The following is a 25840-nucleotide window of genomic DNA, read 5'->3' as shown; positions in this document are numbered from 1 at the left end:
GCTCACCCCCGCGGCCTAGGTGTTGTCCGGCCCGGCGGCGCGGCAGTAGGCGGTGGTGCGGTAGGTGTTCCAGTCGTGGGCGACGAACCGCTCCTGCCCGAAGTCGCAGGCGATCGCGGCCAGCGCGAGTAGCTGGCCGTCGTCGGCGAAGGTCAGCACGCCCGGCTCGTGGTAGACCTGCGCGGTGCCGTCGGGCTGCGGGCGGGCCGAGATCAGCTCGGCCGGCCAGCCGCTCCACCTTCCGGTGTCGCGCAGCAGCCGTTCCCGGAACTCCGCCAGCGTGTGCACCCGGGCGGCCGGGTCGTAGCCCTCCCGCAGCCCGATCGCGACCAGAGCCACCGAATGCACCACCTGCCCGGCGCTGTGCCAGCGGTCGCCGGCGGCGAGTGCGGCGGCGACGCGTTCGCAGTCGGACACGTCCGGGACGCCGTGGGTGACGCTGGGGTCACGTGCCAGCAGGACTGACGGGATGAAGCCGCCGATGGTGCGGGCGTAGGCGGTGATTGGCTCTCCGGTGGCCACGGACATGGCCGCGATCTCGCCGACGACGTCGGCGAGCGGGGCGGACGGCGCCGTGTTGAGCAGCTGGTGCGCCCACACGCCGGGAGCACGTGCGGTGGCACGGTACGGAGTCAAAGCGTCCATAGTGGAAGGTCCCTTCGGGTCGGGATGCGGGCGGGTCAGCTGGCGATGCCGCGCTCGCGCTCGGCCAGGGAGGCCAGTAGCCGCGCGATGTCCTGGCGTTCGATCTGGTCGAGGATCAGCGCGACCGCAGCCGGGTCGGTGGTCTCGTCGAACCCGCCGACGACGAAGATCGGCGCTCCGCTCGGGGTCAGGCCGCGGACGGTGAGCCGGAGGACGGTGTCGCGCTCGTGGTACTTCCCGGCGATCGCGTCGATGACGTCGAGGAATTCCAGCCAGCGCAGCAGGCGCCGGGCGACGTCGGGGCCGGGCGGCAGTTCCGCGGTCACCACGCCGTCGGGAATCCCGGTGGCCGGGGTGGCGTAGACCTCGACCGGACCGAGTCCGGCGTGGTCAAGCAGGGCAGCGATGGCGGTGAGGTTGTCGTGTGCGGTCGACATCGTGGCGTTCCTCGCTTCCGTGATCGGTTGCTGGGCACGAACGCGCCCCGGCCAGCAGGGGCCGGGACGGGATGCGTTCGCACCGGGGTGGGTGCGCGGTGTTCGGTTGTGGCGGTGCTGGGAATGTCAGCAGTAGCGGGCGCGCTGGCGTTCGATGGCGGCGACGTAGTCCGCTTCGGTGACGGAGATGTCGGTGCCGCTGCGGCTTCGGCCACGCAGCGCGCGGACTTCCAGGCGTCGGCAGCGGTGGCGCGCACGCCGTCGCTGGAGAAGGTGGCGCCTGCGACGAGCCAGTGAACGTTCTTGGCCATGACGATGCTTTCCTTCCGGGAATCGGGCTGTCCTGTGGGGAGTCGTGGGTCAGCGGCGGATGACCGGGCGGCGCGCGTCGGCGGCACCGGCCGTAGCCGGTGATCAGCAAGGGCGAGAGCTGCGGTGATCACGACCAGCCGGTCTCCGGCGCAACTGCTCGCGAAGTCGCCCATGTCTCCCCGAGCCGGGGCGCACGGCTTGGGATGCTCGCTTCGGCGCCCGCGATCACGCGGGCCTCGCTCTCAGGCAGTCGAGCGTGGTGTCGCCGAAGTCGCCCGGGTTGATGCAGGTCAGCGCGATCGGGGGCGCCGAAGCGACCCCGATGCCGTAACACTCGGTTGAAACGCGGAGACTCTTTTCTCAGTGATGGCGGCGTAGGGAGCAGGTGTTGGCGGTCGAATCTGCCGAGGGGCACGGGCAGCAGCCGCCGGCGCGGCGGGTGTTCCTCAGCCACACCAAAGAGCTGGACGAGTGGCCGAAGGAACGGTCGTTCGTCACGGCGGCGAAGGCGGCGGTGGCCAAGGCCGGCGACGCGGTGGTGGACATGGAGGACTTCACCGCCCGCGACGCGGCCCCGGAGCAGCTGGATCGGGAGATGCTGGCCGAGGCCGACATCTATGTCCTGATCGCGGGTTTCCGGTACGGGATGCCGGTCCGGGACCGGCCAGAGGTGTCCTACACCGAGCAGGAATTCCAGACCGCCACCGACACGGGCATGCAACGGCTGGTCTTCGTGCTCTCCGAGGACACCGAAGGCCCGCCAGCGTTGACGCGGGACCTGGACTACGGCCGCGAGCAGGAGGCGTTCCGGCAGCGGCTGCACGACAGCGGCCTCACCGTCACCGCGGTGTCCTCACCCGCCCAGCTGGAAATCAAGCTCTTCCAGGCGCTGACCCAGCTCGCCCGACCCCAGCAGGAGTCGATGCCCGCGGGCCGGATCTGGAACATCCCCGCCCGCACGGTCACCTTCACCGGCCGCGACGAGCTGCTGACCGGGCTGCGGGCGGCGTTGTGTTCCGGGCAGCCGGCGGTGGTGCAGGCGCTCAACGGGATGGGCGGGGTCGGCAAGACCACCACGGCGATCGAGTACGCCCACCGTCACGTCGAGGACTACGACGTGGCCTGGTGGGTCCCGTCGGAGGACCCGTCCCTGGTTCCCGGGCACCTCGCCGACCTTGCCCGGACCTTGAATGTCGCCACCGAGAAGGACTCGACCGCAGGTGCGCTGGCTCTGCTGTCCGGGGCGTTGCGGTCACGTGGGCGGTGGCTGGTGGTGTTCGACAACGCCGAAGACCCCGACGCCCTCCGACCGCTGCTGCCGGCCGGAGGCGGGCACGTGATCATCACCTCCCGCACCCCCGACTGGGACGATGTCGGCGCCGCGCTGCCGGTGCGGGAGTTCATCCGCTCTGAGTCGGTCAACCTGCTGCGATCCCGGTGTAGCCGGCTCACCGAACCCGACGCTGATCGCATCGCCGACGCCCTCGGTGACCTGCCCCTGGCCGTCGACCAAGCCGCCCGCCTGCTGGCGACGACCGGCTGGAGCGCCGACACCTACCTTGATCTGCACGCCGAGCGCACCAATGAACTCATGGCCCGCCGCGAGAAGGGCAGCGGCTACCCCGTCTCGGTGGCCGCGGCGTGGACGGTGTCGTTCGGCCAGCTCGGCCGCGAGAATCCCGCCGCGCTAAACACCTTGACTCTGGTGGCCTGGTTGGGTCCCGAACCGGTGCCGCTCACTCTGCTCACCCACCAGGTCGGCGAGGCTGGAACCGCCGCACGGGACCCGCTGGCCTTTGCCGAGGTCACGGCAGCCCTGCGCAGCCGCGGGATGGCCGAGGTCACCACGACCACGATCCAGCTCCACCGTGTTCCCGCCGCTCTGCTGCGAGACCGCACCCGCCACGACGTCACGGCCAAGGACGACGAGGACGCCACTTGGCCCGCCATCGCGGTCCGCCTGCTGTACGCCGGGCTCCCCGACCACCCGTGGAACAACCCGGCGATCTGGCCCCGCTGGCAAGCACTCCTGCCCCATGTGCTCGCTGTTTGCGCCTCTGAGCGCGCTCCTCTAAATCTGACGACAGAGGTTGTTCACCTGCTCGACCACGCCGGTATTTACCTCCAGGCTCGAGGCACCTTCCGTGCTGCGCTGCCCTTGCAGGAACGCGCGTACACACTCGTCAAAGAAGCACACGGCGACGACCACCCCGACACGCTCCTCTCCGCCAACAACTTCGCCATGATCCTCAGGAGGTTGGGCGAGTACGAGCGGGCTCGTGAGCTGAACGAGGACGCCCTCGCCCGCCGCCGCCGCATCCTCGGCGACGACCACCCCGACACGCTCCTCTCCGCCCACAACCTCGCCATCGACCTGAGGGAGTTGGGCGAGTACGAGCGGGCTCGTGAGCTGAACGAGGACGCCCTCGCCCGCCGCCGCCGCATCCTCGGCGACGACCACCCCGACACGCTCCTCTCCGCCTGCAACCTCGCCATCGACCTGAGGGAGTTGGGCGAGTACGAGCGGGCTCGTGAGCTGGACGAGGACGCCCTCGCCCGCTCCAAACGCGTCCTCGGCGAGGATCACCCCGACACCTTCGTCTTCGCCAGCAACCTCGCCGCGGACTTCAGGAGGTTGGGCGAGCACCAGCGGGCTCGTGAGCTGGACGAGGACACCCTCGCCCGCCGCCGCCGCATCCTCGGCGACGACCACCCCAACACCCTCCTCTCCGTCCACAACCTCGCCGTCGACCTCAGGAACTTGGGTGAGCACGAAAGGGCCCGCGAGCTGGACGAGGACACCCTCGCCCGCCGCCGCCGCATCCTCGGCGAGGATCACCCCGACACCCTCTTCTCCACCAGCAACTTCGCCGTCGACCTCAGGAACTTGGGTGAGCACGAAAGGGCCCGCGAGCTGGACGAGGACACCCTCGCCCGCCGCCGCCGCATCCTCGGCGACGACCACCCCGACACCCTCACCTCCGTCCACAACTTCGCCGTCGACCTCAGGAACTTGGGTGAGCACGAAAGGGCCCGCGAGCTGGACGAGGACGCCCTCGCCCGCCGCCGCCGCATCCTCGGCGACGACCACCCCGACACCCTCACCTCCGTCCACAACCTCGCCATCGACCTCAGGAACTTGGGTGAGCACGAAAGGGCCCGCGAGCTGGACGAGGACGCCCTCGCCCGCCGCCGCCGCATCCTCGGCGACGACCACCCCAACACCCCCTCGTAGGTCCGGAGGTACTGATTCTGCTCAGTCGTGGCCGAGGGCTGCTCAGCGGCGGGCGAGGGCGTAAGTGCGCTCCTGGTCGAGGTCGGCCACGACGATCCGTTCCTGATGCAGGGACTGCGCGGCGTCGGCGATTCGAGGAGGGACTCAGTTTTCTGGTGTCGTGGTTGGTCAGCAGCGATTGAGCACGGCGGTGATGGCGGCGCGTTCGGCCCGGTCGACGATCATCCGATAGGCGTGCTTGACCGTGGTCCAGCGGGCGACGTAGCCGCACCGGTCGAGGTCGGGCAGCCAGCGCGCTGGGTCCTGGTCGCCCTTGGCGCGGTTGGACTTCGCGGTCACCGCGACCAGCACGGCCGGGTCGTTGGCGTAGTGCTCCCGCTGCGCGAGCGACCAGCCGCGGGTGCCGGAGCGGGCGGCTTCGGCCAGCGGCACCATGTGGTCGATGTCCAGCCCGGCGGGGTTGGTGACGGTGACCTCGTCGTAGGGGGACACCCAGGTGCCGCCGGTGATCCGGCAGCCCGGGCCGGTGGTGACGGCGCGGCCCTGGGTGCGCAGCGCGTTCTCGCGTGCGTCGCAGCCGCCGCCGGTCTGGTCCCAGTGCGGCCAGTCGGCGCGGCGGTAGTGGTTGCCCGTGTCCTCGGCCGACACCGTCAGCCCGGCCAGCTGCACCCGCACCGCGGCGACGTCGGTGCGGGCGGTCCCCGGGTGGCCGCCGACGTCGGCGGCCACGGGATCCGGCGCGGTGGGCGTGGTGTGGTGGCAGCCGGCCGGGGCGGCTGCCACGGTCGCGGCCACCGCGAGGGCGGTCAGGGCGCGGTTCATCGGCGGTTCCTTTCCGCACGGCGGTGGGCGGCCCAGGCGTCGTTGACGGCTTCCTGTCCGCGTTGGATGGCGTCGTGGGTGCCGCCGGGGCGGGCCATGTCGGCGTTGCCGCGGTTACGGCCTTGGGGCGGGTCGGGGGCTTGCTCATGCCGCCACCCCCAGCACCGTCGCGGCGTGGGCGGCGTCGCGGGTGGTGCGGGCGCGGGCCTGGTCGGCGGCGCGCCAGATCACCGCGGGGAACGCGCCGTCCTCGCCCGGGGACGCCGGCCGGGTCACGGGGTCACCGGGGCGGGCGGGGTGGGTGTAGGCGAACCAGCGCAGCCGGAACGTCTGCGCGTCGGTCCGGTCGGGGACGGGGATGTCGAGCGTGGGCGCGGCGGTCCGGATCATCTGCGCGGCCAGCGCCGGGCGGGTGACGCCCACGGCGAGGACGTCGCCGGTGTCGTCGGTCAGCACGGTGGGGCCGTGCACCCGCAGGCACGCGTAGAGGTCGGTGGCGGCGGGATCGGGAGCGGGCAGGAATTCGGGCATGACGGTGTGACCGTCCTTTCCAGACGTCGAGAACGGGTGTGGTGCGGCCGGGCCGCACGGGGCTCAGGTGGCCTGCCGTGCGGCCCGGCCGGGACCGGGACGGGCGAGGCGCTAGTTGAAGTGGCTGCCCGGGAGGCGGCCGGTGCGCATCAGCTCGTGGGTGTCGCGCTCGATGCGGGATCAGTTGGCGCGCACCAGCTTCTGCGCGGCCTGCTCGTACCAGCCGGACCCGTGCGAGCCGTGGTGCTTCATGCGGCGGAAATCCGACCAGTCCCCGCGGGCGCCGCCGCGCGCCCACGACAGCGCGGCCGAGCGGGACTTGCCGTGGTGGCGGTGCGCCCACTCCGCTGCGGCGGCCCAGCCGGCCAGCGTCATCACCAGCCCGCCGTCGACCTTGGCCTGGTCGGTCAGGTCGATGTCGGCGCAGGTGACCTTGCCGCGGTCCTTGCACAGCCGCACGTCCCGGACTTCGATCCCGGCGGCGGCGCAGCCGATCGTGTGCCCGATCTCGTGCGCGGCCAGCGCCAGCAACTCCTCGGTCTCCTGCCGCTCGCGTTCGGCCTTGTGTTCGCGGGTGGCGGCGCTGCTGCTGCTGAACAAGCCCATGGCGAACCTCCCAGATTCAGCGGGCGAAGCTCCTTTGGTCACGCGGGGACGTGGGCCGCGCGGATCGGGCGGCCATGGACGCGTGGTGAAGGCCCCGCCGCACGAGCCCGGCGGGGGTCAGCGCTTCGCGTCGCGGATCTGCCGGTCAACCTCGTAGATGAGGTTCGCGCGGTTCATCGCGGTGATTTCCCTCTTCCCGACCGTGATCGTGACCGGCTCCGTGGGGTGGTGGTCGAAGCACTTCTTGATCGCGGACTCGCGGGCGGTCTGCCAGGCCTGGACCGCGTCCCCGCGGTTCCCGGACTCGCGGTAGCTGTCGCTGGTGACGGTGAAGCGAACGTCGGACATAGCGTGTTCTCCTTGCCGGTAAACGGGTTAGGGCAGGTGGAAGGGGTGTCGCGGCGAGACGCGGGCGCGGGTTACCTGCGGACGGTGCGCTGGTCGCCGACGGCGCCCTGGATCCAGCCCTTCCGGCCGTCGCCGGTGTGCCGGGTGGTGAGCACGACGGTGCCGGTGTCGAGGTCGACGTCGGTGGCGGTCACGCGCCACCAGTCGCCGTCGGCGGCCTGGACGACGCAGCCCTTGGTGATCTCCTGGATGGGCAACTGGACGGTCTTCATCGGGTGAACTCCTTTGCTGGTGAACGGTCTTTCGGGCAGGTGGAAACCGCCGGGCCGATGGCGCAGCAGCTCGTCGGTCCGGCGGCGGGCAACGGGGCGGCGAATCCTCCCCGAAATGTGACTTAAAGTGACAATGTGCAGATGTGCGGGAGCGCGGATCGGCAAGGGAGCGAGCTAGGGAATCCGGGCTCGGCTAGGGAAAATTCCCTGATCGCCCTGATCAGCGCGTTCCCTACGGCTGATCAGCAGCGATGCGGCCGGAGGGAACGAGGGAACGGAGGGAATCCGCCCGCCCGGCACCCCGCGAGAGCGGGGTTGCGGGGAGTGCGGGCGGATTCCCTCCCTACACGTCGGCGGGCCGCTCAGCGAGCGCCTTACGAACACGCTCCGTGTACACCGTGAGGACCCCGACCTTGGTCACCTTGACCCCCAGCTCCCCGAGCTGCGCGGCCAGCTTGTCCGCGTTCAGCGCCTGGTACGGCCGGTACTCCGGGGCCAGCTGGCGCAGCCAGGCCACGACGTCGGTCGCCTTGGCCTTCTCCTCCTCGCCGAGGGCTTCGGCGACGTCTTCCAGCAGGTCACGACCACTTTCCAGCTCCCGGACCGGCTGGGAGCCGGCGACCGGGGTTCCCGGCTTGAGCTGGGCCATGGCGCGGGCGATGACGTCGGCGGCGGCGTCCCAGCCGCGGTCGTCGTCGACCTCGACGAAGAACGTCCGCACGATCTCGAACAGCTCGTCGGTCATGCCGGTGGCGATCATGGTGCCGCGGTCGACGTTGAACCGCAGCTCCGTGGCCCGGATCCCGGCCGCGAACGACCCGTCGCCGAGGAACCCGTCGTTGGAGCGCCAGGTCTTGACCGCGAAGCAGCCGTTCGCCCCGACGTTCTCCACCAGCTGCGACGGGATCGCGTCCGCCCGCGACGACTGCGTGTCGTACACGGTCGAGACGCCGGTCTTGCGGCCCCGCTTGACGATGTTGACCGCCAGCTCGGCAGCCTGCTTGCCGTACTCGCCGTGGCCGAACAGCTCGTGGCACTCGGAGAACCCGACGAACAGCGGGCGCATGTCGTCGTGCTGCTCGGAGATCGCCCGGGTGAGCTTCTTGGCCCCGAGTTCGGCCAGCCGACCCTCGCGGCGTCCGACTTCGGCGTAGAGCTGTTCCAGGTGCGCCAGCGCGGACTCGACGTGCTCGGTGGTCGCCCCCTTCTCGTAGCTGGACAGGCGGGGTTCGTAGGCGTCGAAGTCGCCGTTCATGGCGAAGACGTGGACCCGGATTTCGGCCAGCGGGTCCAGCGCGACCCCCAGGACCATGACCCGGACCGCGTTGGACTTTCCCTGGCCAGGCTGCCCGCCGAACACCGCGTTGGACCCGTTGATCGGGATGGACACCACGTCCCCGCGCTGGGTGATCCCGATCGGGACTCCGGCGAAGACGTCGGTGGACCCGTCGTGCAGCAGGGGGTACTCGGGAGTCGGCTTGTCCATCACGCCGGAGTCCGCGACGTAGAGGTTCAGGTACCCGGCCTTGCCGCCCTTCTCGCGTCCATAGTCCGAGGCCCACACCTCGACCGCGTTGCGGTTGAGGTTCTTGGCCAGGACCTCGCGGCGGTCGGCGACCATCGTGGGCGCGACACCCATGGGCAGGTCCACGATCGCCCGGTAGCCCTTGAACGCCCCCGAGCCCTCCCGGGTCGGGTTCAGCTCGAACCGCGGAGTCCACCCGTCCTTGATCGCCTTGTTCATCGCCGGGATGCCCAGGTGGCGCAGCGCCGCGACGATCCCGTCCGCGGTGACGAGCGTGGACTGCCCGGTCGTACCGCCGTCGCGCCGCGCCAGCCAGCCGGGGGTGGCCTCCGCGCGCCGGCCGATGTGGTGCAGCCCCGCGAGTCCCAGCCACGGGGCGGCGAGCAGCAGCGGGCCCCACGCCACGGAGATGGCGATGGTGACCCAGCGGACCAGGTCGGCGACCGCGCCGAACGGCGCCCCGATCATCGCGGCGTCCTTGAACGAGACGGCCAGCAGGCAGCCGATGCCGAACAGGACCACGATCGCCACCAGCGCCCCGAGCAGCAGCGCTTTACCGATCTTGACCGGGGCGTCCAGCCAGTCCATCGCGCGGCGGTGCCGCTTCTCCTTGGCCAGCTCGGCCCGCTCCTCCCAGTGCTTGAGCTCCTCGCCGTCGCCGCGGGCTTCGGCGGCGCGGATCAGCCGCTCGTAGCGGGAGTTCGTGGACGCCTCCCACGCGCGCTTGGCCACGATCCCGGCGCCGCCGAGGACGTAGGCGGCGTGCCGTCCGGCGAACTTCGCCGACGCGATGGTCTTGTCGTGGGTGACCGCGGTGCGGGTGGCCTTGACCACCGCGGCGCCCTGGCGGCGGTACTCGGCATAGCGCCAGTCCCGCTGCGCCTTCTGGTCGTTGAGCAGCCGCCACTCTTCCTCGGTGACGATCTCGCCCTCGATCGCCGGGCCGCCCTCGGGGCGGGCGGGCAGGTGGTGCACGGTGGCCAGCTCCCCGGCCGGCGCCGCGCTCACGGTGGGCGTGGTGTCGGTGGTGGTGTTCTCGTCGTCGTGGTCGGTGGGGTTCATGGCCGGTGCTCCTTGCGGTCGAGAGGGGCGCGCAGACCGCGGGCAGGGCCGGATCACCGCCGCCGGGTGCGGGGTGGGTGGCCCTGCCCGGCGGTGTGCGGGAAGGGGGTCAGCCGATGCGGCCCGCGCGGTAGTCGTCGCGCAACTGCACCGAGAACTTCTTGCCGCACCGCAGGGTGCGGCGGATCGATTCGCCGTTGTCCGGGTCGAACCCCGCCGGCCGGTCGGCCAGCGCCGTCTGGAACTCCTCGCGCAGCTGCTCGATCGTGCGGCGCTTGGGTTCGGCGACCCGAGCCCGCGCGGTCCGCCGCGGGGCGGGCTTGCGGGCGGCCGGGACCTCGCGGTCCCGTTTCGGCGTGCCGGGCTCCTCCGGGCGGGTGGCGTCCTGCTCGGGGATCGGCGGGGCGGCCGGCGGGCGCTTACCGTCGAGAGTGGCGACCCCGCCGGGCCCCTCCCCCTTGCCCGGCGGGGTCGTCTCCTGCCCCGGGTGCTCGTTGATCCGCCGGAAGTGCAGCCCGGCCAGGTAGGCGGCGGCTTCCTCGGCCACCGCCGTCCCGATCTCGTCCTCGCCGGGCGGGTCGACGGGCAGGCCGGGCACCGCGGCCGGGAGCAGCTTCCCGCGGCGGAGGGTGTAGCGGCCGGGGGCGAAGACCAGGCGGGCGGTGCCGTCGGTGTCGACCTCGGCCACCGCGGCCGCGATCGCCGCCCGCCGGGCCTTGTCCACCCGCGCGGCGGCGACCTTGCGGGTGGCCAGCGCGGCGCGGGACTCGGCCAGCTCCTGGCGGGCCACCTTGCGCGCGGCCCGCTCGGCCGGCGACCGGCGCGGCGCCGCGGACACCAGCTGGTGCGCCGCGACCCCGGCCACCGACACCAGCCCCATGACGACTCCGAGGTTGAAGCCGCCGCCACGGGGGTCGGTCATGCCGCGGATCACGGCGATGGCGAACCCGACCGCGGCGAACACCCACGTGCCGGTTTGCAGCGCCCACACCGGCCGGTCGGGGGTGCGGACGCGGGAGACGTGCACGGCGATGGAGAAGGCGACCATGCCCCACTCCGAGAGCACCGGCAGCAGCGCACCGGCGTGCCCCAGCGTCGCCGCGCCCCACTGCGCCGCCAGCGGGACCGCGATGGCCGCGGAGACCAGCATCAGCGGGTAGATCAGCAGATCCACCACGTGCCGGCCCGCCCACGCCCGCACCGCCGCTACTCGAGCGGCGCGGTCGGCGCGGGCCTTCTCCCGCTGCGCGCGGTTCTCGGCTTTGTCCTCGCGGGTCTTGGACATCTGCAGCTCGGTCAGGCGCAGCCGCTGCTCGAACTCCAGCTTCCTGTTCTCGCGGTCCTGCTCCGCGGTGGCGGCGCGGTCGGCGCGGGCCTGCTCGGCCCGCTCGCTCATCCAGCTCATCGGGTCACCTCCCTGCGCGAACCGGCCTCACCCGGCGACGGCTCGCTGCCGGTGTGGTCGGTGGTGGTGGCCAGTGCGGGCCGGGCCGGGGCGGCGGTGACCGCGGCCTGGCGGGCGGTGGCGGTGGTGCGGCGCAGCCGGAACTCGTTCGCCGCCCACAGCGCCGCGGCGACCAGCGAGACCAGGTCCAGCCACGGCGTGAACACCAGACCGCCGATCAGCGGGAGCCCGACGCCGGCCAGCTCGGCCGCGTGCGCGGTCGTCCACGCGACCGCGGTCTCCTGGCGGGTGCGGCAGCGGTCGGTCATGGCGCCTCCCAGGGCTCGGTGTCGGCGGGCTCGGCGGTGTAGACGGCGCGGCCGGTGGCGATGGCGGCCAGGTCGAGCGCGGCGCGGCCGATCTCCGGCAGCACCACCCCGGCCAGCATCGCCAGCGGCCACAGCGGCACCCAGGTGCCGAACGCGGCCCGGTTGAACAGCCACACCAGGCCGATGAACATCAGCCCGGAGAAGATGTCGCCGAGGGCGTCGCGGATGTCCGCGCGGCGCGCGGAGCGGATCGCCGCCGCCGCGACCGTCTCGGCCACGAACGGGGCGGCCGGGGCGGGGTCGTTGTGCTCAGGCATGTGCGGCCTCCCAGTGCATTCGCCCCGCCGGTGCGGGGTGGGGGTGGGTGGTGTGCGGGTCGAAGTAGTGGTTGATCGGCCCGGCCGGCTCGCGGGTGACGTGGGTGGTGGCGTAGCCGTCGAGGCGGGCCATCACCCCCGCGAGGATCCGCGCCAGCAGCACGAGCGGGATGCGGATCAGGTGCAGGACCAGGAACAGCGCCAGGGCCGCGAAGATGCGCAGCAGCGCCCATGTCCCGTTGCGTTCCAGCAGCCTGCCCAGCAGCGCGGCGGTCGGGTTCGGCGGCAGGGGGTCCGGTGTGGACATCACCGCTTCACCCCCGCGGCCTCGTGCCACGTCGTGCGGGCGTCGGCGGTCATGTGCATGACTCCGGCGTCGGCGGTGGCGGCGGCCAGCGCGAGCGTCGCGTGCACTTGGGCACGCGCTACTGCCTCCGGCGTTGGCGCGACCCAATCCGTGTCGCCCCAGGGCGTCACCTTCTGGTTGGATCCGGCGAGCAGCTTCGCGGCGATCTTGTAGTGCTCGGGTCCGGTCATGGTCAGCACTCCTCGGTGGCCGGGTCGAGCCCGGCCGGGTCGGTGGGCGGGATGGTGTAGAGGAACCGGAACACCGCCTGTTGCAGCGCGACGTAGTCGTCGCCGGAGGTGATCTTCGGGTAGCCGTGGCGGTGCAGGACGTCGGCGACGTCGAGGATCAGGCCGAAGGTGAACCGGCTGTCGTCCTCCGGTGCGGGGATCGGGTACTTGCGGGGTTCGGTCACGGCGCTATGTCCTTTCCGGACAGTGACGGCCTCAGCGGCGGCCGGGGCGGTTGACCGTCTCGACCCGGGCGCGGCCGGCGGTCACCTTGGCGCGGCCGGTGTAGTCGCCGTCCGGGCCGACGACCGCGGAGTAGCCGGTACGGGTCGGGGTCCCGTCGGCGTTGAGCAGCGCGACGTAGACGGTGTCCCCGGGCGCCACGATCGGGCTGAGGTCGGCCACGGTGCGGCTCATGCGTCCTCCCCGGCCAGCCGGGCGAACTCGGTCTCCCAGTCGATCGTTTCGGTCCCGGCCGGGACGATGCCGTCGAACTCGTCGAGGGCGCGTTCGGCGGCGCCGCGGGGCATCCGCAGCTCCGCGGTGCCGTCCGGGGAGGACAGCCGGATGACGATCAGGGCCGGGTCGCCGCCGGTGTCGGGGCTGATGTGCACGTCGCCGTCGCCGGTGGGTTCGAGCAGCCCGCCGGCCAGCAGCTCGCGGGCGAACACCCACCGCCGGAAACAGGTGACCAGCACGACGGCGTAGGGGTCTTCGGGGTAGAAATCGAGGTCGGCGGGCTTCTCTCGGCCCTCGATGATGACGTGGGTGCTGACGGTGTAGATCGGGCGTCGCTCGCCACGTGGTGCGGGTAGCATCGGGACTCCTTTCCCGTGAAGGCGCGCCACACCAGCGGTGTGGCGGGCTGGGTTGTGGGGAAGCGGGCCCGGCCCGGCGGAACTTGCTTGGCGGCTGGGGCCGCCGGGCCGGGGCCCCGCTAGGTATTCATCAGGTTCCAGATGTCGTCGATCGCGCGGGCCTTGCCGCTGACGAAGAACTCGACGTCGTTGCCGATGACGCGGGTGCGCACCGACACCCCGTAGGTCTGGCGCAGCCAGCCGGCTTCCTGCCTGACCGTGTTGGTGCCGTGACCTGGGTTGAAGTCCGCGAGATCGACCTTGGGCACCGTGAACGTGTACGTGGCACGCACTGGAATCTCCCTGTGCTCGCGCGCCACACCAGCGGTGTGACGGGGTGGACGAGGAAGCGGGCCCGACCCGGCGGAACTTGCTTGGCGGCTGGGGCCGCCGGGCCGGGGCACACTCAGAACTGGACTTTGGCCGAGGCCAGCGCGCAGCGATTGGCACCGCAGTGCAGCAACCCCGGCTTGGCCTTCTTGCTGCACCCGACGCACGTCCTCTTGGCGGTGGTGTTGACTCCCTTCGTGCTCGCGACCACGTACGTGTTGTCTCGGTTGGCGGCCCACTCGGCCGAGGCGTCGAACGCGGCGATGGCCTTCTTCAGGAAACCCATGACAGAACTCCTTTACTGGAACGGAATGAGGGATGAACCGCGGCGGGAGTGTCAGCGGTGCCGCGGGCCGTACAGGTCCAGTGCGGTGATCGCGCCGGCGAGGATGCCGTCGTGGTCGAACGCGAGCCCGTCCCGCGCGGCCGCCCGCAGCGCCACCCGGACCGGGATCCAGTCGGCTTCGGTGGCGTCGTCGGCGGCGACCGGGTCGTCGGCACCGGGCAGGATCACCCCGTAGGCGGCGGAGACGTAGTGCCCGCGGGAGTCGCGGCCGGGCTCGTCGAACACCCCGACCAGGCGGACCACCACGTCGGCCGGGACGACGATCCCGGTTTCCTCCCACAGCTCCCGCACCGCGGCGTCCACAGAGTTCTCGCGGGCTTCGACGTGGCCGCCGGGCAGCGCGAGCTTGCCCCGGTGCGGTCGCCAGCGGCGCCGGATCAGCAGCACGTGCCACTCCCCGCGCCGGTGGGTGAACGCGGCCATGTCCGCGGCGTAGAACACCGGGCTCCGGTCGTCGAACCGTGCCGCGATCTTCGCCGCGAGCGAGCCGATCCATGACATTGGCGGAACTCCTTTCCTGGCGGGTGGAACAGGGCGGGGTTCAGCGCTGGGGCGGGGTGACACGGATAGCGGTCACCTGCGGGTTGGTGAAGGGCAGCTCGTCGTAGGTGCGGGCCTCGTCCTCGGTCACCCACACGACGTCGGGCTTCTTCTTGCTGGCGGTCCAGATCTCGACCATGTGATCCTTCTTGGCCATGACTTTCCAACTCCGATCTCCACAGTGGACGGACAAAAACTCAGGGCGAGCGGCGTTTCAGGCGGCGGCCGGCTGGCGGCCGGGGGCGGTGTCCAGCAGCGCGGTGAGGTAGGAGACGAACGACCGCTGCGCGCACGGGTGCACGGCCTCGGTCTGCGGGTCGCGCAGGCTCGTGCGCAGCCACAGCGCCAGCCGCGCCACCGACCAGCCCTGACCGCGGCGCTTGGCGACCGCGGTCACCAGGGCCTCCAGGAACTCCGCCCGCACCCGCGGCGCCCGGGCGGCGGCCTTCGCCACGACCGGGGTCAGCGGCGCGGTGTTCGACAGCGGCGGCCGGCTGGTGCGCGAGCGAACCGCGGCCTCCCGTTCGGCGGCGGCCAGCAACCGGACGTGGGCGGCGACGTCGCGGTAGACCCCGGCCCGCTGGTGCATCACCACGTCGCGGGTGTAGCGGGTCAGAACGGCGGCGTTGGCGGCCAGCAGCCCTGCCAGCAGCTCGAACCGTCGCGCCACGCTCGCCGCGGTGTCCTCGGTGACCAGGACCAGCGGGTTGCCCGCCGCGCGGGCCTGCTCGTCGGCGGCCAGCACCCGCAGCTGGGCTGCGACGTCGCCGTAGACCGTGACCCGGACGTTCGTCACGGATTCCGGGAGACCGGAGGTGGCGAGGAGGTCGGCGTTGCGGGTGAGCGTGTCGGCCAGGGCGGTGAACCGGGCCGCGAGCGCGGTGGTGGGCGTGGCGTTCATGAGCGGTCCTTTCGAGCTGGGCCCCGGGCCGGGAGCAGGCATGGCGCTGCCCTGGGGCGAAAGCGGAAGTGCTGACTTGGTGCGCGGAAAAGGCGCGGAAACGGGGTGGTGCTGGGGATCAGGCCTCGAGGGCCGAGGGTCCGGCTGCGCTCTCGTCGTAGGTGGCTCGAAGGGCGGTCTTGAAGACGCGGGCCAGACGCATCGCGGTCAGCCCGTGCGGACCGGAGAGCGCGCCGACAGCGGTGTGGTAGGCGACGTCCAGCCAGTGCGCGCGGTCTTCGCGGATGGCCGTGGCGGGCGGCATCGTGGCCAGCAGCTCGAAGAACGGGGCCGGGATGAACAGGCGGTCGGTCATGACTTCCTCCCGTGGCGCAGGGCGATCCAGGTGGTGACCAGCGAGGCGGCCACCCCGATGGCGCGGTGCGCGGCCTGGTCCAGCTCGGTCAGCGCGGTCCCCGGCCCCGCGGTGTCGATGACGCCGTCGCGGCGCTGGACCGTCGCGTGCTCGACGTAGCCCTGTTTCCCGGCCAGCCGCGCCATCGCCTTGAGCGGTTCGCGGCGGTCGATCACGTAGTGCGTGGCCGCGTTGAGCAGGGTCCCGGCGGCCAGGGCCCGCAGCGGCACCCGGAACCCGAGCACCCGGGTCACCGCGACCGCGGCGGCGACCTGCCCGGCGGTGTAGCTGGCCACGTGGCGGGCGCAGTGCTGGGCACCCTCGCGGCCCGGCTTGCCCTTGCCCGCTGCGTCCTCGCTGGACTGCAGCCACTGGTCACACATCGGGTGGATGTCGGCGAACGTCGCCTGCAACACAGCGAACAGCGCCAGCCCTCGAACGGTCGACGTGGTCATTTCAGGCCACCTCCCCCAGCTCGCGCGCTGCCGCGATCGGCAGCGCGATCACCGGGGCGACCGGCGCGTCGAGGAAGGCCAGTTCCTCCTCGATCTCCGCGATCTCCGCGTAGAGGCCGACCAGGTCGGTGAAGGCACCGAAGCTGTCGAAGTTCTGCGCGAGGACGCTGTCACCGGCCAGGCCGGTGGTGTCGGCGAAGTAGTCGAAGTCCAGGTCGGCCGCGTGCATCTCGATCTGGCGGCGGCTGGGGCGGGTGGTGCTCATTGCGTGGATCCTTTCGTCGTTGACTCATTCAAACTAGTTCAAGCTAGTTCAATACCGCGATACGCCGATGGGGTGAACTAGCCCAAGCTGGTTTAAGCGGACTACGCTGGTGCCATGGACAGCTCCGCAGGGCAAGCGCCCTTCGAGGTAGTGGCGGCCACGATCCGGAAAGACATGCTGGAAGGGCGGCTGAAGGCTGGCGACAAGCTGCCCACGCACCGCGACCTGGCTAGCAAGTACGAAGTCGCAGTCGCCACGATCCAGCGGGCGCTGAAGGTGTTGCAAGACGAGGGGCGGCTGGTCGCGCGGCAGTCGATCGGGGTATTTGTCACCGAGGCCGCCAAGCAGGCTGAGCCGCTGACACTTGCACGGCTGGCGGCCGAGCTGGCGGCCCTACGTGAGCGCGTTGAAGCGTTGGAGCACCGTCCGAGTCGGCCCTAACCGAGTGCCCGGAAGAACTGGATCACGCTGTCGAGGACACCGCTTCCGCGGCTGGCGGCACTGTCGACAGCTCCAGCCGCCTCGACGGGAGCCTTGATCACGAAGGTCAGCAGGCCGAGCGCCAGGCCGAGGATGATCAGCTTCTTCAGGGAACCGCCACTGGACTTGATGTTGAACGGGTTCTTGGACATTGCGACTCCTGAGTGCCGGGCCGGTTCGGCTGGTTGATGTTGGTGACTCCATGAAACAGGCCCCTGAGCTGCGCGAACAGGGCACACTGGGGGGCACACTCGTACACTGGGGGCGCACTCAGTCGGGGAGGCGAGGAGTGGCTAACAATCAGCTAGAGGCCCTGATGCTGGAGGCGGGCTACCTCCGCGAAGACGGGTCGGTCGGCCTGAAGGTCTTCGCTCGGGCGGTCGGTCAGCAGGCAGGGAAGACGTACACGCACACCTACGTGCGCCGTTGGCTTGACGGGATGGTGCCGCGAGACGCGAAGACGCGGACGGCGATCACAGCCGCGCTCGCTCAGCGCCTTGGCCGGCGGATCGAGCTAGATGAGGTCGGCTTCGGCAAGGCGCAGAAGGTCCGAGCCGACCTTGGACTTGACTACCCGGATCGCTTGGCCGATGGCGTTCTCGCCGCATCGCGACTGTGGCAGGCCGACCTCGACGGTATGTCCGTGCTCGTTGACGCACCGGTGAACGCCGCGGCGTGGAATGAAGCCGCCTTGTCCTGGCTCGTGTCAACGCGGGACGACGTGTTGAGCGATACGGGCAAGCGCAAGGTCGGTGAAGCCGATATTAAGGGCATTCAGGACACCACTGCGATGTTCGACGAACTTGACGGCAGACATGGGGGAGCGCACGCGCGCAGTGCGTTGATCGAGTTTCTGCGCACTGACCTCGTTGGGCTCCTGGGTGGTTCAACGACGAATGTCGAGCTGAGGCGAGATCTCTACAGGGCCGCAGCCCAAGCGACACTGCTCGGTGCTTGGATGTCTTATGACGCCGGTTTGCACGGGCTCGGGCAGCGATACTTTATCCAGGCCTTGGGGATCTCAGAAAGTGCCGGCGACCGCCTGCTGGGCGCGAGCATTCTTGACGCAATGAGCCATCAAGCAAACTTTCTCGGCCGATACAAAGAGGCTGCGAATCTTGCGAGATCGGCTCGAATGGGCACTACGCTGTCGGGGTCACACAGCGCGGCAGCCCACTTTTTCGCAATGGAGGCACGAGCACTAGCACGTCTCGGTGACGCTTCCGGGTGCGACAAGGCCATGTCGGCAGCGGTAAGCGAATTTGAGAAGCGCGACCCAGAAAATGACCCCGCCGACTGGTTCTCTTACTTCAATGAGGCCGAACTGGCCGCCGAACTCGGTCACTGCAATCGGGATTTAGGTCGCGCCAGCGATGGCGTCACATACGCCGCACAGTCGCTCGGCCCGACAGTCAGCGGCTACGTACGAAGCGACTTCTTCGCCACTATGGTGCTCGCCGACTCACACCTAGACAACGGTGATTTGACACAGGCGTGCGACGTCGCACTTAGAGCCATCAAGATAGGTGAATCTTTGAAATCTGCTCGATGTGGCATATATGTCGATGAATTCCGAGCGCGCCTCACTCGTCTAGGACATTCTGTGGAATCGTCGGACTTTCTGGAGAAGGTGTCGGAAACTCGTCTTTGGACGACCCGGGACACTAGAAGGCAGACCAGTCGCGGCGGTCTCCGCCTGTCTTGATCGCATTAACGCGCTTGTGAACCTCGGCCGCCGCCTCTTCCGAGTCATTTGCAGCAAGCCAAAGCGTCATCGCAATCTCGCGATAGCTTGCAAGCGTTTCGTATCCAGTCCAGGCCATAATATCGAATCCGTAGACATTGACAAAATCGCGGTATTCGTCAGCAGTGTGCCAACCGAACCTCTCGTAGAAGAGTGCAGTCTGCACCAAGTCCCACTCCCGCGGCCCAATGCTGAAGTTGTCTAAATCGATAAGGCAAGGGTGTCCATCCCGCGAAAGGATGACGTTTCCAATATTCGCGTCGCCGTGAATCTGCCCTTCCGGCAAAGGAAAGCGCAACTTATCGTATTGGTTGGACAATTCTTCGATACGTTCCCGTATAAATGCGCTGTCGTCATTCGAGAGGGAGCGTGCGCCAGCCAACCGTTCCGCCATTTCGGCGAACGGGCGGTAATGTTCAAGCTTTAACGATTGGGGCAGTTGAAGCTCGTGGAGGTCCCGGATGATTGATGCGACTTGCGCAACCGTTGCGTATTCCTCCTTCTCGGAGACTGACACCCAGAAAGTCGCCGGGTAGCCGACCGCGTCCACTGGCTGTTGCACATCGAGAGCCCTGTTTGCCGGGTAGTCCTCCGCAGCCAGCCACCGGGCAACATCCACTTGCCGCTGGGCATCAGTGAACCTGCCCTTGTCCCGTGCGATTCGAACGATCACCTTGCCGTTCAGCCGAAACACTGCATTGGAACCCAGTCTGATCAGTTCGGCGCTGGTCGCGTCGATATCGACTTTCCCGCAGGCGATTTCCATCGCCTCGTGCGCGGCCTGTTTGGTCAAACCCTCGGTCTGACTCACTCTCGTCCCCTCCTCGTGCTCCGGCGATCTCAACAGTAGTAGGTACCCCTGCCCGTCAGCCCCATTCGCCGTTGGCTTCTCGCATGTGGGTGCAGTAGTGCGGTTCTCCCAGGTGCAGAGGTTCCTCGGGATCCTGGTAGGCCCAGAAATCCTGCGCGTCTTCGGACTGGTCAAGCCGGATGGTCGACCAGTGGAAACCGGGGCCGCGGGCCTGTGCAGCGTCCAGCAGCAGCGTGCCGAACCCGCGCCGCCGGTGGGCAGGGTCCACCTGGATATGACGGACGACCCCGCGGTGGTCGACGCCGCACAGCTGGACGTCGGCGACCGCGACAACGTCGCCGCGTACCCGCACCTCAAGCCGTCCGACCCCGGCACGGACAGCTGGCCGGCGGGAGACCACCAGGATTCTCGCCCCGCGGTCATCGGCCTGGTCGGCCTGCTCCACAGGTATCGGCGTGGCGTGGTCGACGACCAGCCACCGGGCTCGCGGCTGATGACGTGCCCAGCAGCGGACGCACAGCTGCTTGGACAGCCGGAGTCCGTGGTGGTAGCCGCTCCCGCCATTGGCGAGCGTCATCCGGTGCTTGCGGTTGAGACACCAGACGTGGGCGCGCTGCGAGCGGACCGGCAGGTCGTCGGGCTCGATCGTGTCCGGTGTCGCATTCAGCCACTTTCGCTCGCTCACGTGTTCGATAATAGTGGCATCGTTGCAGCTCAGCGTGCATCCTGGCGGCACGGGTGAGGGAACGATCTTCGACAAGTGGGAGGAAGCCGGCCGCCGGGCGATGCAGCGCGATCAGGCACGGCGTGCACGGTAGGCGGCGATCGAGCGGGCCGCCCGGTGGCCACTGCTGGCGGACACGGCCGTGGCCGAGCTGGTGCTCGGGGTGCTGGCCGACTGGCCGTGGGTGCCGTGGGCACTCGGCGGGGGCGTGCTGGTGCTAGGCCAGTGACATCACACTGTAGCCACATCGCAAAAGTCTAATTGGATATTTTCTACCTCGGAATTTAACCGACAATTTCGCCAGTCGTCGAGTTTGCATCGTTGACACGTGATTATGCACAAGAACAGGGGAGAAATTCACCTCCTTACAGTCCGCCGACAACATCATCAGCAAGTCAGCGCCGCCTTGCAGTTGCTCTTGAACGTGATCTACACTTGCGCCACCCCCTTTGAGTTCAAGCGCAATGCAGGAAAGGTCTTGATCTCGAAGCCATAGCAGGGAGAGATCACTTAGCTTCCCTTTTAGGGAGTGGTTATCTTGATACTTTGATCCCGATATACATATCCATTTGTCTTCACGCTTAGGCAGGGAGACAGAACATTTCCCTTCTGAAAACTTTGTTACAGCACAGCAACTACGATGCGCAATCGCGAGACTCGGCAGCTTACTCTTCCGCATCGAGCCACCCATCGAGCTCGACGTTCCTGTTATAAAGCCTCTCCGAGACAAGGTCAAAGCCGACGTCCGGAACGCCCTCCCGTTCATCGAGAGCTTGCTCCACAGCGAGGGTCCCGCGGTCGGTAGGTGCGAACAAGTAGACACCAACATCCGAAGCGCTAATAGCAGTCTTCTCGTCCACAAGGTCTGGCGTCTTATGGTGCTGCACACTACCAGCCACTATTGAGTTATTGAGCTGCTGCAGGAAGAATTCGCTGTGCGTTGTGATCAAGACTTTCAGGCCAGCATTCACAAGGCGCACAAGGATCTCAGCAAGCGTCACCTGAGTCTCGGGATGAAGATGGGCCTCAGGCTCTTCGATTATTAGAAGGTCACGTTCTCGCAATACACTCTTGAGATACACCACAACCGGAGCCAACTCGGACACCATCGAAGATGTGCGAGTCAAAGGATAAGATCCGGTGACCGTATGAAACATAATCTCGGTCGAGCTACTGGGCACATCCTCCAGTTGTACGGTCCCGTGCAGGACCTCATCCTCAAGACGGCGAGCCATAGGGAAAAAGGGGCCAGTATAGTGAGCATCAATCTCGATAAGTTCACTAAGGAAGTCGGTCACAACACCACTCATTGCGGGTATCCGCATGTCTTGCAAGCCCGCGCGCGAGGATTGCCTAATCAGTGACCCAGAAATAACTTTATGTGAATGCATCAACCCCGACCTGGCAGCAGGTAGGTATTTAGTATGGTTCGGGACGTTCGCGAATATCGCCGCCTTGACGGCACCAACAAAATCTCGCAAGTAACCGGTAATATTCGCAAGCTCCGGGTTTGCCCGAGCCCTCTTAGGCCACCTTCTGCTCGCCACGAGCGGCAGCACATCATCGATTCTAGGCGAGTTAATATGAACGCTCGGACCGGCGGCTCTAAAGTCGATCCTAATGTCCCACTTCGGAGTATCGCTTGCAATAGTTAGAGAACCCGCAACATGCTGCCTGAAACTCATTCGGCGCAAGTCCGCAGCTTCGGTGCCGAATATCCTCTCCAAATCTGTAGCTACCGAGAAGGCGTAGTCACTAAGCACAAACAAGGCTGCACGCTCGAAGACTTCGCGAAACTCCGCTGGCCAGTCCTCGGAAACCATCTCAGATACGCGATGATCCGCCAGAAAAGCGACCGCCGAAGTGACCATTTCTTCGCCAAGTATTCTCAGCAACTGGCGTGCGATAATCTGCGGCGGCAGCGAAGTCGAGAGGTTGGCCGGACTCAGGCTTGCATAAAGCATTGATGCAGTAAAAGACTTGCCAGAATTATTCGGCCCAACAAAGATAGTCAAAGGCTTGATATGCACCTCGGCGGTGTTGACTGGGCCAAGGTTCCGGAGCGTCACCTTCATTTTGCCTCTTTGGGTTGCTTGCGTCTGCCGTACGCTAACGTAGTCGACCTCAGATGCGAGCGCTAACCAGCTTTAACCCCTCACCGTCACGGTGGCGGTCTGGTGCCGCTAGTGGGCTTGATGGTGCCCCACGCACCGCGAACGACCGGCAGCAGCCCGCTCAGGCCCGCGAAGCGGCGTTCAGTCGGAACATGCCGCACTCGGCCCGGGCGGTGCGTTCAGTCGATGATCCAGCCCATGTCGGACCGGCTGCCGAACATCGCATGCCCTACTGATCGGAGCTGAGGCGCTCGGCTTCGCTGTGGTCGCGTAGCACGACGGGGGTCAGGTGCGACAGTAAGAGCGGTAGATGACCGCGCGGAGGTGCGGGCGAGGTGGGAGGCAATGCAGTGGAGTCTCGCCGGTGGCCGAGAATCGCGGTGGTAGTCGGTGCGGTGGCCGCGTTGGTGTGGGCGGTGGGAACCTTCGGTCTTCCGGGCTGGCTGCTGACCGATCAGCATCCTGTGCGCAACGTGTTAGAGGGGCTCAGTTGGCCCGCGGGGATCGTAGCTGCTCTGGCTCTGGGCGTTCCCGGGTTATGGCGGTGGATGCACGGCCGACCGGTCGTGCCACCGGCGGAGTCGGAACGCTCGATGAATCTGCTGGTCGGGCGAGCGCTGCACCTGATCGATGGTGAGCTGCCCGTGGTGTCGGAAGTAGGGTTGCTCGACCTGCGGGTGAAACCGGCGATCGATACCCACGCCGAGGACGGCTCCGATCTTCCTCCCTACGTCGCTCGAGACATCGATGAAGACCTGGAGTGGGCCATCCATGCTGGAGGGATGGTGCTGCTACACGGCCCAGCAGCGGTCGGCAAGTCTCGGGCGGCAGCCGAGGCACTGCGCCGGCTACGCCCCGACCACAAGCTACTCGTCCCAGACAGTGGCCCGGCGCTGCGGGCGATCGTTGACGCCGGTGTGGATCTGGCAGATACGGTGCTCTGGCTCGACGACCTCGAACGCTACCTCAGTGCCGCCGGCCTCGACGTCGGGCTGTTGCAGCGGCTGTGCCCGCCTGGGAGTTCTGGGGTCGCAGTGGTTGCGACGATGCGCGATGAGCAACTCGCCCTTCACGTTGACGCCGCTGCTCACCCGAGCACTGACGCCGGGACGGGTATCGACCAAGCGGCGGTAGAGGTTCTCGCCAGGGTCCGTGGTCGCCGCCGAATCGCGGTTGCTGCGGCGCTCAGCGAAAGCGAGCGGTCCCGCGCTGCCGAGGTTGGTGAACGCGACGCCCGGGTCCGACATGCGGTCGCCGCTCAGGAAGGATTCGCCGAGTACCTAGCGGCTGGTGTGGCGATGATGGACCGCTGGAGCACCGGCGAGACGCCCGAGTTCATCCGCGGCCAGGCCCTCATCAGCGCGGCGGTCGACTGCCGCCGCGCTGGACACCACGATCCCGTCCCAAGCGCGCTGCTAGCTGACCTGCACACCCAGTTTTTGCCGCCCGCCTGGCGGAATCGCGCCGACCTGCCCTCACTCGACATTGGGTTGCGCTGGGCCACCCGGCGGGTCCTCGGCGCCAGCTCCTGCCTGCAACCTGCCTCCGACCAGCATTACCTCGCCTCCGACTACCTGCTCGACCGCACCCAACAAACCCATATCGACTCAGCTGCGCCGCTCACCGGCCCCGTCAGTGACACCACCTGGACCATCGTCACCACCGCGCTCACCCCAATGCAAAACTTCCGCGTCGGCATTACCGCTTATGTCGCCGGCCGCCGCGACGTCGCCGAACGGGCATTCATTTCCGCCGCCGCTGCAGGCGACGCCGACGCGCAGTTCAACCTAGGGGTAGTGCTCGGCGAACGGCCGGGGCGCGAAGCCGAGGCCGGACAGGCCTTCCGCGGTGCCGCCGCTGCGGGCAACACCAACGCACTGCTCAACCTGGGGGTAGTGCTCAGTAGACAGCCAGGGCGCGAAGCCGAAGCCGAACAGGCCTTCCGCGACGCCATCACCGCGGGTAACACCGGTGCCCTGTTCAACCTGGGGGTATTGCTCAGCAAGCAGCCGGGGCGCGAAGCCGAAGCCGAACAGGCCTACCGCGACGCCGCCGCCGCGGGCAACACCGGAGCACTGCTCAACCTGGGCAATCTGCTCGACGAACAGCCGGGGCGCGAAGCCGAAGCCGAACAGGCCTACCGCGACGCCGACACCGCAGGCAACACCGGAGCACTGTTCAACCTGGGCAATCTGCTCGGCAAACAGCCGGGGCGCGAAGCCGAGGCCGAACAGGCCTACCGCGACGCCATCACCGCGGGCAACACCAGCGCACTGCTCAACCTGGGGGTACTACTCAGCAAGCAGCCGGGGCGCGAAGCCGAAGCCGAACAGGCCTACCGCGACGCCGACACCGCAGGCGACGCCAACGCGCTGTTCAACCTGGGGGTACTGCTCGACGAACAGCCGGGGCGCGAAGCCGAGGCCGAACAGGCCTACCGCGACGCCATCACCGCGGGCAACACCAGCGCACTGCTCAACCTGGGGGTACTACTCAGCAAGCAGCCGGGGCGCGAAGCCGAAGCCGAACAGGCCTTCCGCGACGCCGCCGCCGCGGGCAACACCGGAGCACTGTTCAACCTGAGAATATTGCTCAGCAGGCAGCCGGGGCGCGAAGCCGAAGCCCTGCTCGACGAGCAAGACGGGCGCGAAGCCGAATAGGCAGCACGCAATTCGGCCCTTCGAAAGCCCCCGACGGTCGGCGCGTCTGCCCAGGCGCCGGCCGTCGGCTGAGTCCAAACGCCTCCTCGGCGACAACCACCCTGGCGCCCGCATCACCTCCGACAACCCCGCCTCCGACCTCCGGGCCCTGGAACACAGCGGGGATGCGCCGGAGTGATAAGAGGCCTCCGCCCCCCAATACACCCCCAAGACCAGACAGAGCAGGGCCGCTATGCAGGTCAAAGAGCAGTTTCACGATCCGTTCAAAACCCGTCCAGTGTGAGTTCGAATCTCACCGGGGGCACTCGCGAGCACCTGTGGAGAACGGCCCCTGACCAGGCAGAACCTGGGCGGGGGCCGCACTTGTCTGGTCCAGTTGCGTCCGGGGCTGTCCGGCCGTGTACGGCCCTCCACCCCCCATGCGCCCCCAGCTACCGACCGTCAGCCCTGCCAGCCGAGAGCCCGCTCGATGCGGTCGTGAGCCACCGACTCCAGGCCGGCGATGACCTTGGCGCAGATCTCGTGCAGCACGGCGACCGAGTGACCGGTCCACTCCGCGCACTGCGTAGACGGCACCCCGGCGGCCAGCCGGGTCGACACACAGGCGTGCCGAAGGTCGTAGGGACGCTTCGCCAACGGCGAGGCGTACTCGTCCCCTGAGAGCGCGCCCTTCCGGACCTTGTCCCACACCCGGCCGATCGTGGATTCGGCCAGGTCTCCCCCGGTCAGATTCCGGAATAGCCGCCCGTCGGCCGCCGTGCCGAGCGTGGTCAGGTGCGTGTGCACGATCGCCGTCAACGGCGGCGGGGACGACACCG

The 25840-nt window shown here is 68.5% G+C and carries 34 protein-coding genes; 5 read left to right on the top strand and 29 right to left on the bottom strand.

Annotation, left to right across the window (positions count from 1 at the left end; all coding sequences use genetic code 11):
• Positions 1 to 15 precede the first annotated feature (15 nt).
• Together H4696_RS48965 and H4696_RS48960 are read right to left on the bottom strand one after the other, a co-directional pair.
• Positions 16 to 636: a hypothetical protein gene (locus tag H4696_RS48965; RefSeq protein WP_143265406.1), complete on the bottom strand. Its 621-nt coding sequence runs from the start codon at positions 634 to 636 to the stop codon at positions 16 to 18.
• Between the two features lie 44 nt (positions 637 to 680).
• Entirely contained in the window at positions 681 to 1082 is a 402-nt protein-coding gene (locus tag H4696_RS48960; RefSeq protein WP_086864770.1) for a hypothetical protein, read from the bottom strand.
• Between the two features lie 123 nt (positions 1083 to 1205).
• Here H4696_RS48960 and H4696_RS48955 point away from each other — a divergent pair, with 123 nt between their 5' ends.
• The gene (locus H4696_RS48955; RefSeq protein WP_158104422.1) at positions 1206 to 1379 is read left to right on the top strand and encodes a hypothetical protein; all 174 of its coding nucleotides are present in this window, start codon (positions 1206 to 1208) and stop codon (positions 1377 to 1379) included.
• A 403-nt stretch (positions 1380 to 1782) separates the two neighbouring features.
• Positions 1783 to 4629 carry an FxSxx-COOH system tetratricopeptide repeat protein gene (gene fxsT / locus H4696_RS48950; RefSeq protein ID WP_192782972.1) on the top strand — a complete coding sequence of 949 codons (2847 nt, stop codon included), beginning with the start codon at positions 1783 to 1785 and terminating at the stop codon, positions 4627 to 4629.
• A gap of 168 nt (positions 4630 to 4797) precedes the next feature.
• Here fxsT and H4696_RS48945 read toward each other — a convergent pair whose 3' ends face one another.
• From H4696_RS48945 to H4696_RS48840, 22 genes are all read right to left on the bottom strand, one after another.
• Positions 4798 to 5451 (bottom strand): HNH endonuclease family protein, encoded by a 654-nt coding sequence (locus tag H4696_RS48945; protein ID WP_192782971.1) that lies wholly within the window; start codon positions 5449 to 5451, stop codon positions 4798 to 4800.
• Between the two features lie 144 nt (positions 5452 to 5595).
• Complete coding sequence (locus H4696_RS48940) at positions 5596 to 5982, bottom strand: hypothetical protein (RefSeq protein ID WP_192782970.1); 387 nt, start codon at positions 5980 to 5982, stop codon at positions 5596 to 5598.
• A 180-nt stretch (positions 5983 to 6162) separates the two neighbouring features.
• The gene (locus H4696_RS48935; RefSeq protein WP_086865254.1) at positions 6163 to 6588 is read right to left on the bottom strand and encodes a hypothetical protein; all 426 of its coding nucleotides are present in this window, start codon (positions 6586 to 6588) and stop codon (positions 6163 to 6165) included.
• Positions 6589 to 6705: 117 nt separating this feature from the next.
• Positions 6706 to 6936: a hypothetical protein gene (locus tag H4696_RS48930; protein ID WP_086865255.1), complete on the bottom strand. Its 231-nt coding sequence runs from the start codon at positions 6934 to 6936 to the stop codon at positions 6706 to 6708.
• Positions 6937 to 7007: 71 nt separating this feature from the next.
• Positions 7008 to 7208 carry a hypothetical protein gene (locus H4696_RS48925; protein WP_086865256.1) on the bottom strand — a complete coding sequence of 67 codons (201 nt, stop codon included), beginning with the start codon at positions 7206 to 7208 and terminating at the stop codon, positions 7008 to 7010.
• 343 nt (positions 7209 to 7551) lie between these two features.
• Positions 7552 to 9795, bottom strand: coding sequence for an FtsK/SpoIIIE domain-containing protein (locus H4696_RS48920; protein WP_086865257.1), 2244 nt, complete (start codon positions 9793 to 9795; stop codon positions 7552 to 7554).
• Between the two features lie 109 nt (positions 9796 to 9904).
• A complete protein-coding gene (locus H4696_RS48915) occupies positions 9905 to 11200 on the bottom strand; it encodes a sulfite exporter TauE/SafE family protein (RefSeq protein WP_086865258.1) in 1296 nt (431 codons plus the stop codon).
• Positions 11197 to 11508: a conjugal transfer protein TraH gene (locus H4696_RS48910; protein ID WP_192782969.1), complete on the bottom strand. Its 312-nt coding sequence runs from the start codon at positions 11506 to 11508 to the stop codon at positions 11197 to 11199. Before H4696_RS48910 ends, H4696_RS48915 begins: the two co-directional genes overlap by 4 nt.
• Entirely contained in the window at positions 11505 to 11825 is a 321-nt protein-coding gene (locus H4696_RS48905; protein WP_192782968.1) for a hypothetical protein, read from the bottom strand. Before H4696_RS48905 ends, H4696_RS48910 begins: the two co-directional genes overlap by 4 nt.
• Positions 11818 to 12132 (bottom strand): hypothetical protein, encoded by a 315-nt coding sequence (locus tag H4696_RS48900; protein ID WP_086855996.1) that lies wholly within the window; start codon positions 12130 to 12132, stop codon positions 11818 to 11820. Before H4696_RS48900 ends, H4696_RS48905 begins: the two co-directional genes overlap by 8 nt.
• Positions 12132 to 12362: a hypothetical protein gene (locus H4696_RS48895; protein ID WP_169734788.1), complete on the bottom strand. Its 231-nt coding sequence runs from the start codon at positions 12360 to 12362 to the stop codon at positions 12132 to 12134. Before H4696_RS48895 ends, H4696_RS48900 begins: the two co-directional genes overlap by 1 nt.
• A 2-nt stretch (positions 12363 to 12364) precedes the next feature.
• Entirely contained in the window at positions 12365 to 12586 is a 222-nt protein-coding gene (locus H4696_RS48890; RefSeq protein ID WP_225958357.1) for a hypothetical protein, read from the bottom strand.
• 31 nt (positions 12587 to 12617) lie between these two features.
• The gene (locus H4696_RS48885; RefSeq protein ID WP_086855995.1) at positions 12618 to 12818 is read right to left on the bottom strand and encodes a hypothetical protein; all 201 of its coding nucleotides are present in this window, start codon (positions 12816 to 12818) and stop codon (positions 12618 to 12620) included.
• Positions 12815 to 13219, bottom strand: a complete 405-nt coding sequence (locus tag H4696_RS48880; protein WP_086855994.1) for an SsgA family sporulation/cell division regulator — start codon at positions 13217 to 13219, stop codon at positions 12815 to 12817. The genes H4696_RS48885 and H4696_RS48880 overlap by 4 nt, the downstream gene beginning before the upstream one ends.
• Before the next feature lie 119 nt (positions 13220 to 13338).
• Positions 13339 to 13551 carry a hypothetical protein gene (locus H4696_RS48875; protein ID WP_086855993.1) on the bottom strand — a complete coding sequence of 71 codons (213 nt, stop codon included), beginning with the start codon at positions 13549 to 13551 and terminating at the stop codon, positions 13339 to 13341.
• Between the two features lie 113 nt (positions 13552 to 13664).
• Positions 13665 to 13874, bottom strand: coding sequence for a hypothetical protein (locus tag H4696_RS48870; RefSeq protein ID WP_086855992.1), 210 nt, complete (start codon positions 13872 to 13874; stop codon positions 13665 to 13667).
• A 51-nt stretch (positions 13875 to 13925) separates the two neighbouring features.
• Positions 13926 to 14435 (bottom strand): NUDIX domain-containing protein, encoded by a 510-nt coding sequence (locus H4696_RS48865; protein ID WP_086855991.1) that lies wholly within the window; start codon positions 14433 to 14435, stop codon positions 13926 to 13928.
• Between the two features lie 40 nt (positions 14436 to 14475).
• The gene (locus H4696_RS48860) at positions 14476 to 14631 is read right to left on the bottom strand and encodes a hypothetical protein (protein ID WP_158104258.1); all 156 of its coding nucleotides are present in this window, start codon (positions 14629 to 14631) and stop codon (positions 14476 to 14478) included.
• Positions 14632 to 14688: 57 nt separating this feature from the next.
• Positions 14689 to 15375 carry a hypothetical protein gene (locus H4696_RS48855; protein ID WP_086855990.1) on the bottom strand — a complete coding sequence of 229 codons (687 nt, stop codon included), beginning with the start codon at positions 15373 to 15375 and terminating at the stop codon, positions 14689 to 14691.
• 118 nt (positions 15376 to 15493) lie between these two features.
• Positions 15494 to 15730 (bottom strand): hypothetical protein, encoded by a 237-nt coding sequence (locus H4696_RS48850; RefSeq protein WP_086855989.1) that lies wholly within the window; start codon positions 15728 to 15730, stop codon positions 15494 to 15496.
• The gene (locus H4696_RS48845) at positions 15727 to 16224 is read right to left on the bottom strand and encodes a hypothetical protein (RefSeq protein WP_086855988.1); all 498 of its coding nucleotides are present in this window, start codon (positions 16222 to 16224) and stop codon (positions 15727 to 15729) included. Before H4696_RS48845 ends, H4696_RS48850 begins: the two co-directional genes overlap by 4 nt.
• A gap of 1 nt (position 16225) precedes the next feature.
• Complete coding sequence (locus tag H4696_RS48840) at positions 16226 to 16489, bottom strand: hypothetical protein (RefSeq protein WP_086855987.1); 264 nt, start codon at positions 16487 to 16489, stop codon at positions 16226 to 16228.
• A 114-nt stretch (positions 16490 to 16603) separates the two neighbouring features.
• On the opposite strand from H4696_RS48840, the gene H4696_RS48835 reads away from it, so the two are divergent.
• Complete coding sequence (locus tag H4696_RS48835; RefSeq protein ID WP_086855986.1) at positions 16604 to 16930, top strand: GntR family transcriptional regulator; 327 nt, start codon at positions 16604 to 16606, stop codon at positions 16928 to 16930.
• On the opposite strand, the gene H4696_RS48830 is transcribed toward H4696_RS48835, so the two are convergent.
• A complete protein-coding gene (locus H4696_RS48830) occupies positions 16927 to 17121 on the bottom strand; it encodes a hypothetical protein (RefSeq protein ID WP_086855985.1) in 195 nt (64 codons plus the stop codon). The genes H4696_RS48835 and H4696_RS48830 overlap by 4 nt on opposite strands.
• Before the next feature lie 137 nt (positions 17122 to 17258).
• Here H4696_RS48830 and H4696_RS48825 point away from each other — a divergent pair, with 137 nt between their 5' ends.
• On the top strand, positions 17259 to 18674 hold the full coding sequence (locus tag H4696_RS48825; protein ID WP_249026816.1) for an NsdA family TPR-like regulatory protein: 1416 nt from the start codon (positions 17259 to 17261) through the stop codon (positions 18672 to 18674).
• Here H4696_RS48825 and H4696_RS48820 read toward each other — a convergent pair.
• The 3 genes from H4696_RS48820 to H4696_RS48810 form a co-directional block, all read right to left on the bottom strand.
• The gene (locus tag H4696_RS48820) at positions 18634 to 19524 is read right to left on the bottom strand and encodes an aminoglycoside phosphotransferase family protein (protein ID WP_249026815.1); all 891 of its coding nucleotides are present in this window, start codon (positions 19522 to 19524) and stop codon (positions 18634 to 18636) included. The genes H4696_RS48825 and H4696_RS48820 overlap by 41 nt on opposite strands.
• Before the next feature lie 55 nt (positions 19525 to 19579).
• Complete coding sequence (locus H4696_RS48815) at positions 19580 to 20209, bottom strand: GNAT family N-acetyltransferase (RefSeq protein ID WP_249026814.1); 630 nt, start codon at positions 20207 to 20209, stop codon at positions 19580 to 19582.
• 704 nt (positions 20210 to 20913) lie between these two features.
• Positions 20914 to 22323 carry an AAA family ATPase gene (locus H4696_RS48810; protein ID WP_086855984.1) on the bottom strand — a complete coding sequence of 470 codons (1410 nt, stop codon included), beginning with the start codon at positions 22321 to 22323 and terminating at the stop codon, positions 20914 to 20916.
• 632 nt (positions 22324 to 22955) lie between these two features.
• Between H4696_RS48810 and H4696_RS48805 the strand changes: the two genes are divergently transcribed.
• Entirely contained in the window at positions 22956 to 25022 is a 2067-nt protein-coding gene (locus H4696_RS48805) for a sel1 repeat family protein (protein WP_192782967.1), read from the top strand.
• Between the two features lie 441 nt (positions 25023 to 25463).
• Here H4696_RS48805 and H4696_RS48800 read toward each other — a convergent pair whose 3' ends face one another.
• On the bottom strand, positions 25464 to 25838 hold the full coding sequence (locus H4696_RS48800) for an integrase (RefSeq protein WP_086855982.1): 375 nt from the start codon (positions 25836 to 25838) through the stop codon (positions 25464 to 25466).
• Between the last annotated feature and the right edge of the window lie 2 nt (positions 25839 to 25840).

The sequence above is a fragment of the Amycolatopsis lexingtonensis genome, assembly GCF_014873755.1.
GTDB lineage: Bacteria > Actinomycetota > Actinomycetes > Mycobacteriales > Pseudonocardiaceae > Amycolatopsis > Amycolatopsis lexingtonensis.
This window is presented reverse-complemented; position numbering and strand designations above follow the sequence as displayed.

Bases quoted from the DNA above. Each gene is read 5' to 3' on its own strand.
- H4696_RS48960 (WP_086864770.1), bottom strand. From the start codon at position 1,082: ATGTCGACCGCACACGACAACCTCACCGCCATCGCTGCCCTGCTTGAC.
- H4696_RS48955 (WP_158104422.1), top strand. From the start codon at position 1,206: ATGTCAGCAGTAGCGGGCGCGCTGGCGTTCGATGGCGGCGACGTAGTC.
- H4696_RS48945 (WP_192782971.1), bottom strand. From the start codon at position 5,451: ATGAACCGCGCCCTGACCGCCCTCGCGGTGGCCGCGACCGTGGCAGCC.
- H4696_RS48940 (WP_192782970.1), bottom strand. From the start codon at position 5,982: ATGCCCGAATTCCTGCCCGCTCCCGATCCCGCCGCCACCGACCTCTAC.
- H4696_RS48935 (WP_086865254.1), bottom strand. From the start codon at position 6,588: ATGGGCTTGTTCAGCAGCAGCAGCGCCGCCACCCGCGAACACAAGGCC.
- H4696_RS48930 (WP_086865255.1), bottom strand. From the start codon at position 6,936: ATGTCCGACGTTCGCTTCACCGTCACCAGCGACAGCTACCGCGAGTCC.
- H4696_RS48925 (WP_086865256.1), bottom strand. From the start codon at position 7,208: ATGAAGACCGTCCAGTTGCCCATCCAGGAGATCACCAAGGGCTGCGTC.
- H4696_RS48920 (WP_086865257.1), bottom strand. From the start codon at position 9,795: ATGAACCCCACCGACCACGACGACGAGAACACCACCACCGACACCACG.
- H4696_RS48915 (WP_086865258.1), bottom strand. From the start codon at position 11,200: ATGAGCTGGATGAGCGAGCGGGCCGAGCAGGCCCGCGCCGACCGCGCC.
- H4696_RS48910 (WP_192782969.1), bottom strand. From the start codon at position 11,508: ATGACCGACCGCTGCCGCACCCGCCAGGAGACCGCGGTCGCGTGGACG.
- H4696_RS48905 (WP_192782968.1), bottom strand. From the start codon at position 11,825: ATGCCTGAGCACAACGACCCCGCCCCGGCCGCCCCGTTCGTGGCCGAG.
- H4696_RS48900 (WP_086855996.1), bottom strand. From the start codon at position 12,132: ATGTCCACACCGGACCCCCTGCCGCCGAACCCGACCGCCGCGCTGCTG.
- H4696_RS48895 (WP_169734788.1), bottom strand. From the start codon at position 12,362: ATGACCGGACCCGAGCACTACAAGATCGCCGCGAAGCTGCTCGCCGGA.
- H4696_RS48885 (WP_086855995.1), bottom strand. From the start codon at position 12,818: ATGAGCCGCACCGTGGCCGACCTCAGCCCGATCGTGGCGCCCGGGGAC.
- H4696_RS48880 (WP_086855994.1), bottom strand. From the start codon at position 13,219: ATGCTACCCGCACCACGTGGCGAGCGACGCCCGATCTACACCGTCAGC.
- H4696_RS48870 (WP_086855992.1), bottom strand. From the start codon at position 13,874: ATGGGTTTCCTGAAGAAGGCCATCGCCGCGTTCGACGCCTCGGCCGAG.
- H4696_RS48865 (WP_086855991.1), bottom strand. From the start codon at position 14,435: ATGTCATGGATCGGCTCGCTCGCGGCGAAGATCGCGGCACGGTTCGAC.
- H4696_RS48860 (WP_158104258.1), bottom strand. From the start codon at position 14,631: ATGGCCAAGAAGGATCACATGGTCGAGATCTGGACCGCCAGCAAGAAG.
- H4696_RS48855 (WP_086855990.1), bottom strand. From the start codon at position 15,375: ATGAACGCCACGCCCACCACCGCGCTCGCGGCCCGGTTCACCGCCCTG.
- H4696_RS48850 (WP_086855989.1), bottom strand. From the start codon at position 15,730: ATGACCGACCGCCTGTTCATCCCGGCCCCGTTCTTCGAGCTGCTGGCC.
- H4696_RS48845 (WP_086855988.1), bottom strand. From the start codon at position 16,224: ATGACCACGTCGACCGTTCGAGGGCTGGCGCTGTTCGCTGTGTTGCAG.
- H4696_RS48840 (WP_086855987.1), bottom strand. From the start codon at position 16,489: ATGAGCACCACCCGCCCCAGCCGCCGCCAGATCGAGATGCACGCGGCC.
- H4696_RS48835 (WP_086855986.1), top strand. From the start codon at position 16,604: ATGGACAGCTCCGCAGGGCAAGCGCCCTTCGAGGTAGTGGCGGCCACG.
- H4696_RS48830 (WP_086855985.1), bottom strand. From the start codon at position 17,121: ATGTCCAAGAACCCGTTCAACATCAAGTCCAGTGGCGGTTCCCTGAAG.
- H4696_RS48810 (WP_086855984.1), bottom strand. From the start codon at position 22,323: ATGAAGGTGACGCTCCGGAACCTTGGCCCAGTCAACACCGCCGAGGTG.
- H4696_RS48805 (WP_192782967.1), top strand. From the start codon at position 22,956: ATGAATCTGCTGGTCGGGCGAGCGCTGCACCTGATCGATGGTGAGCTG.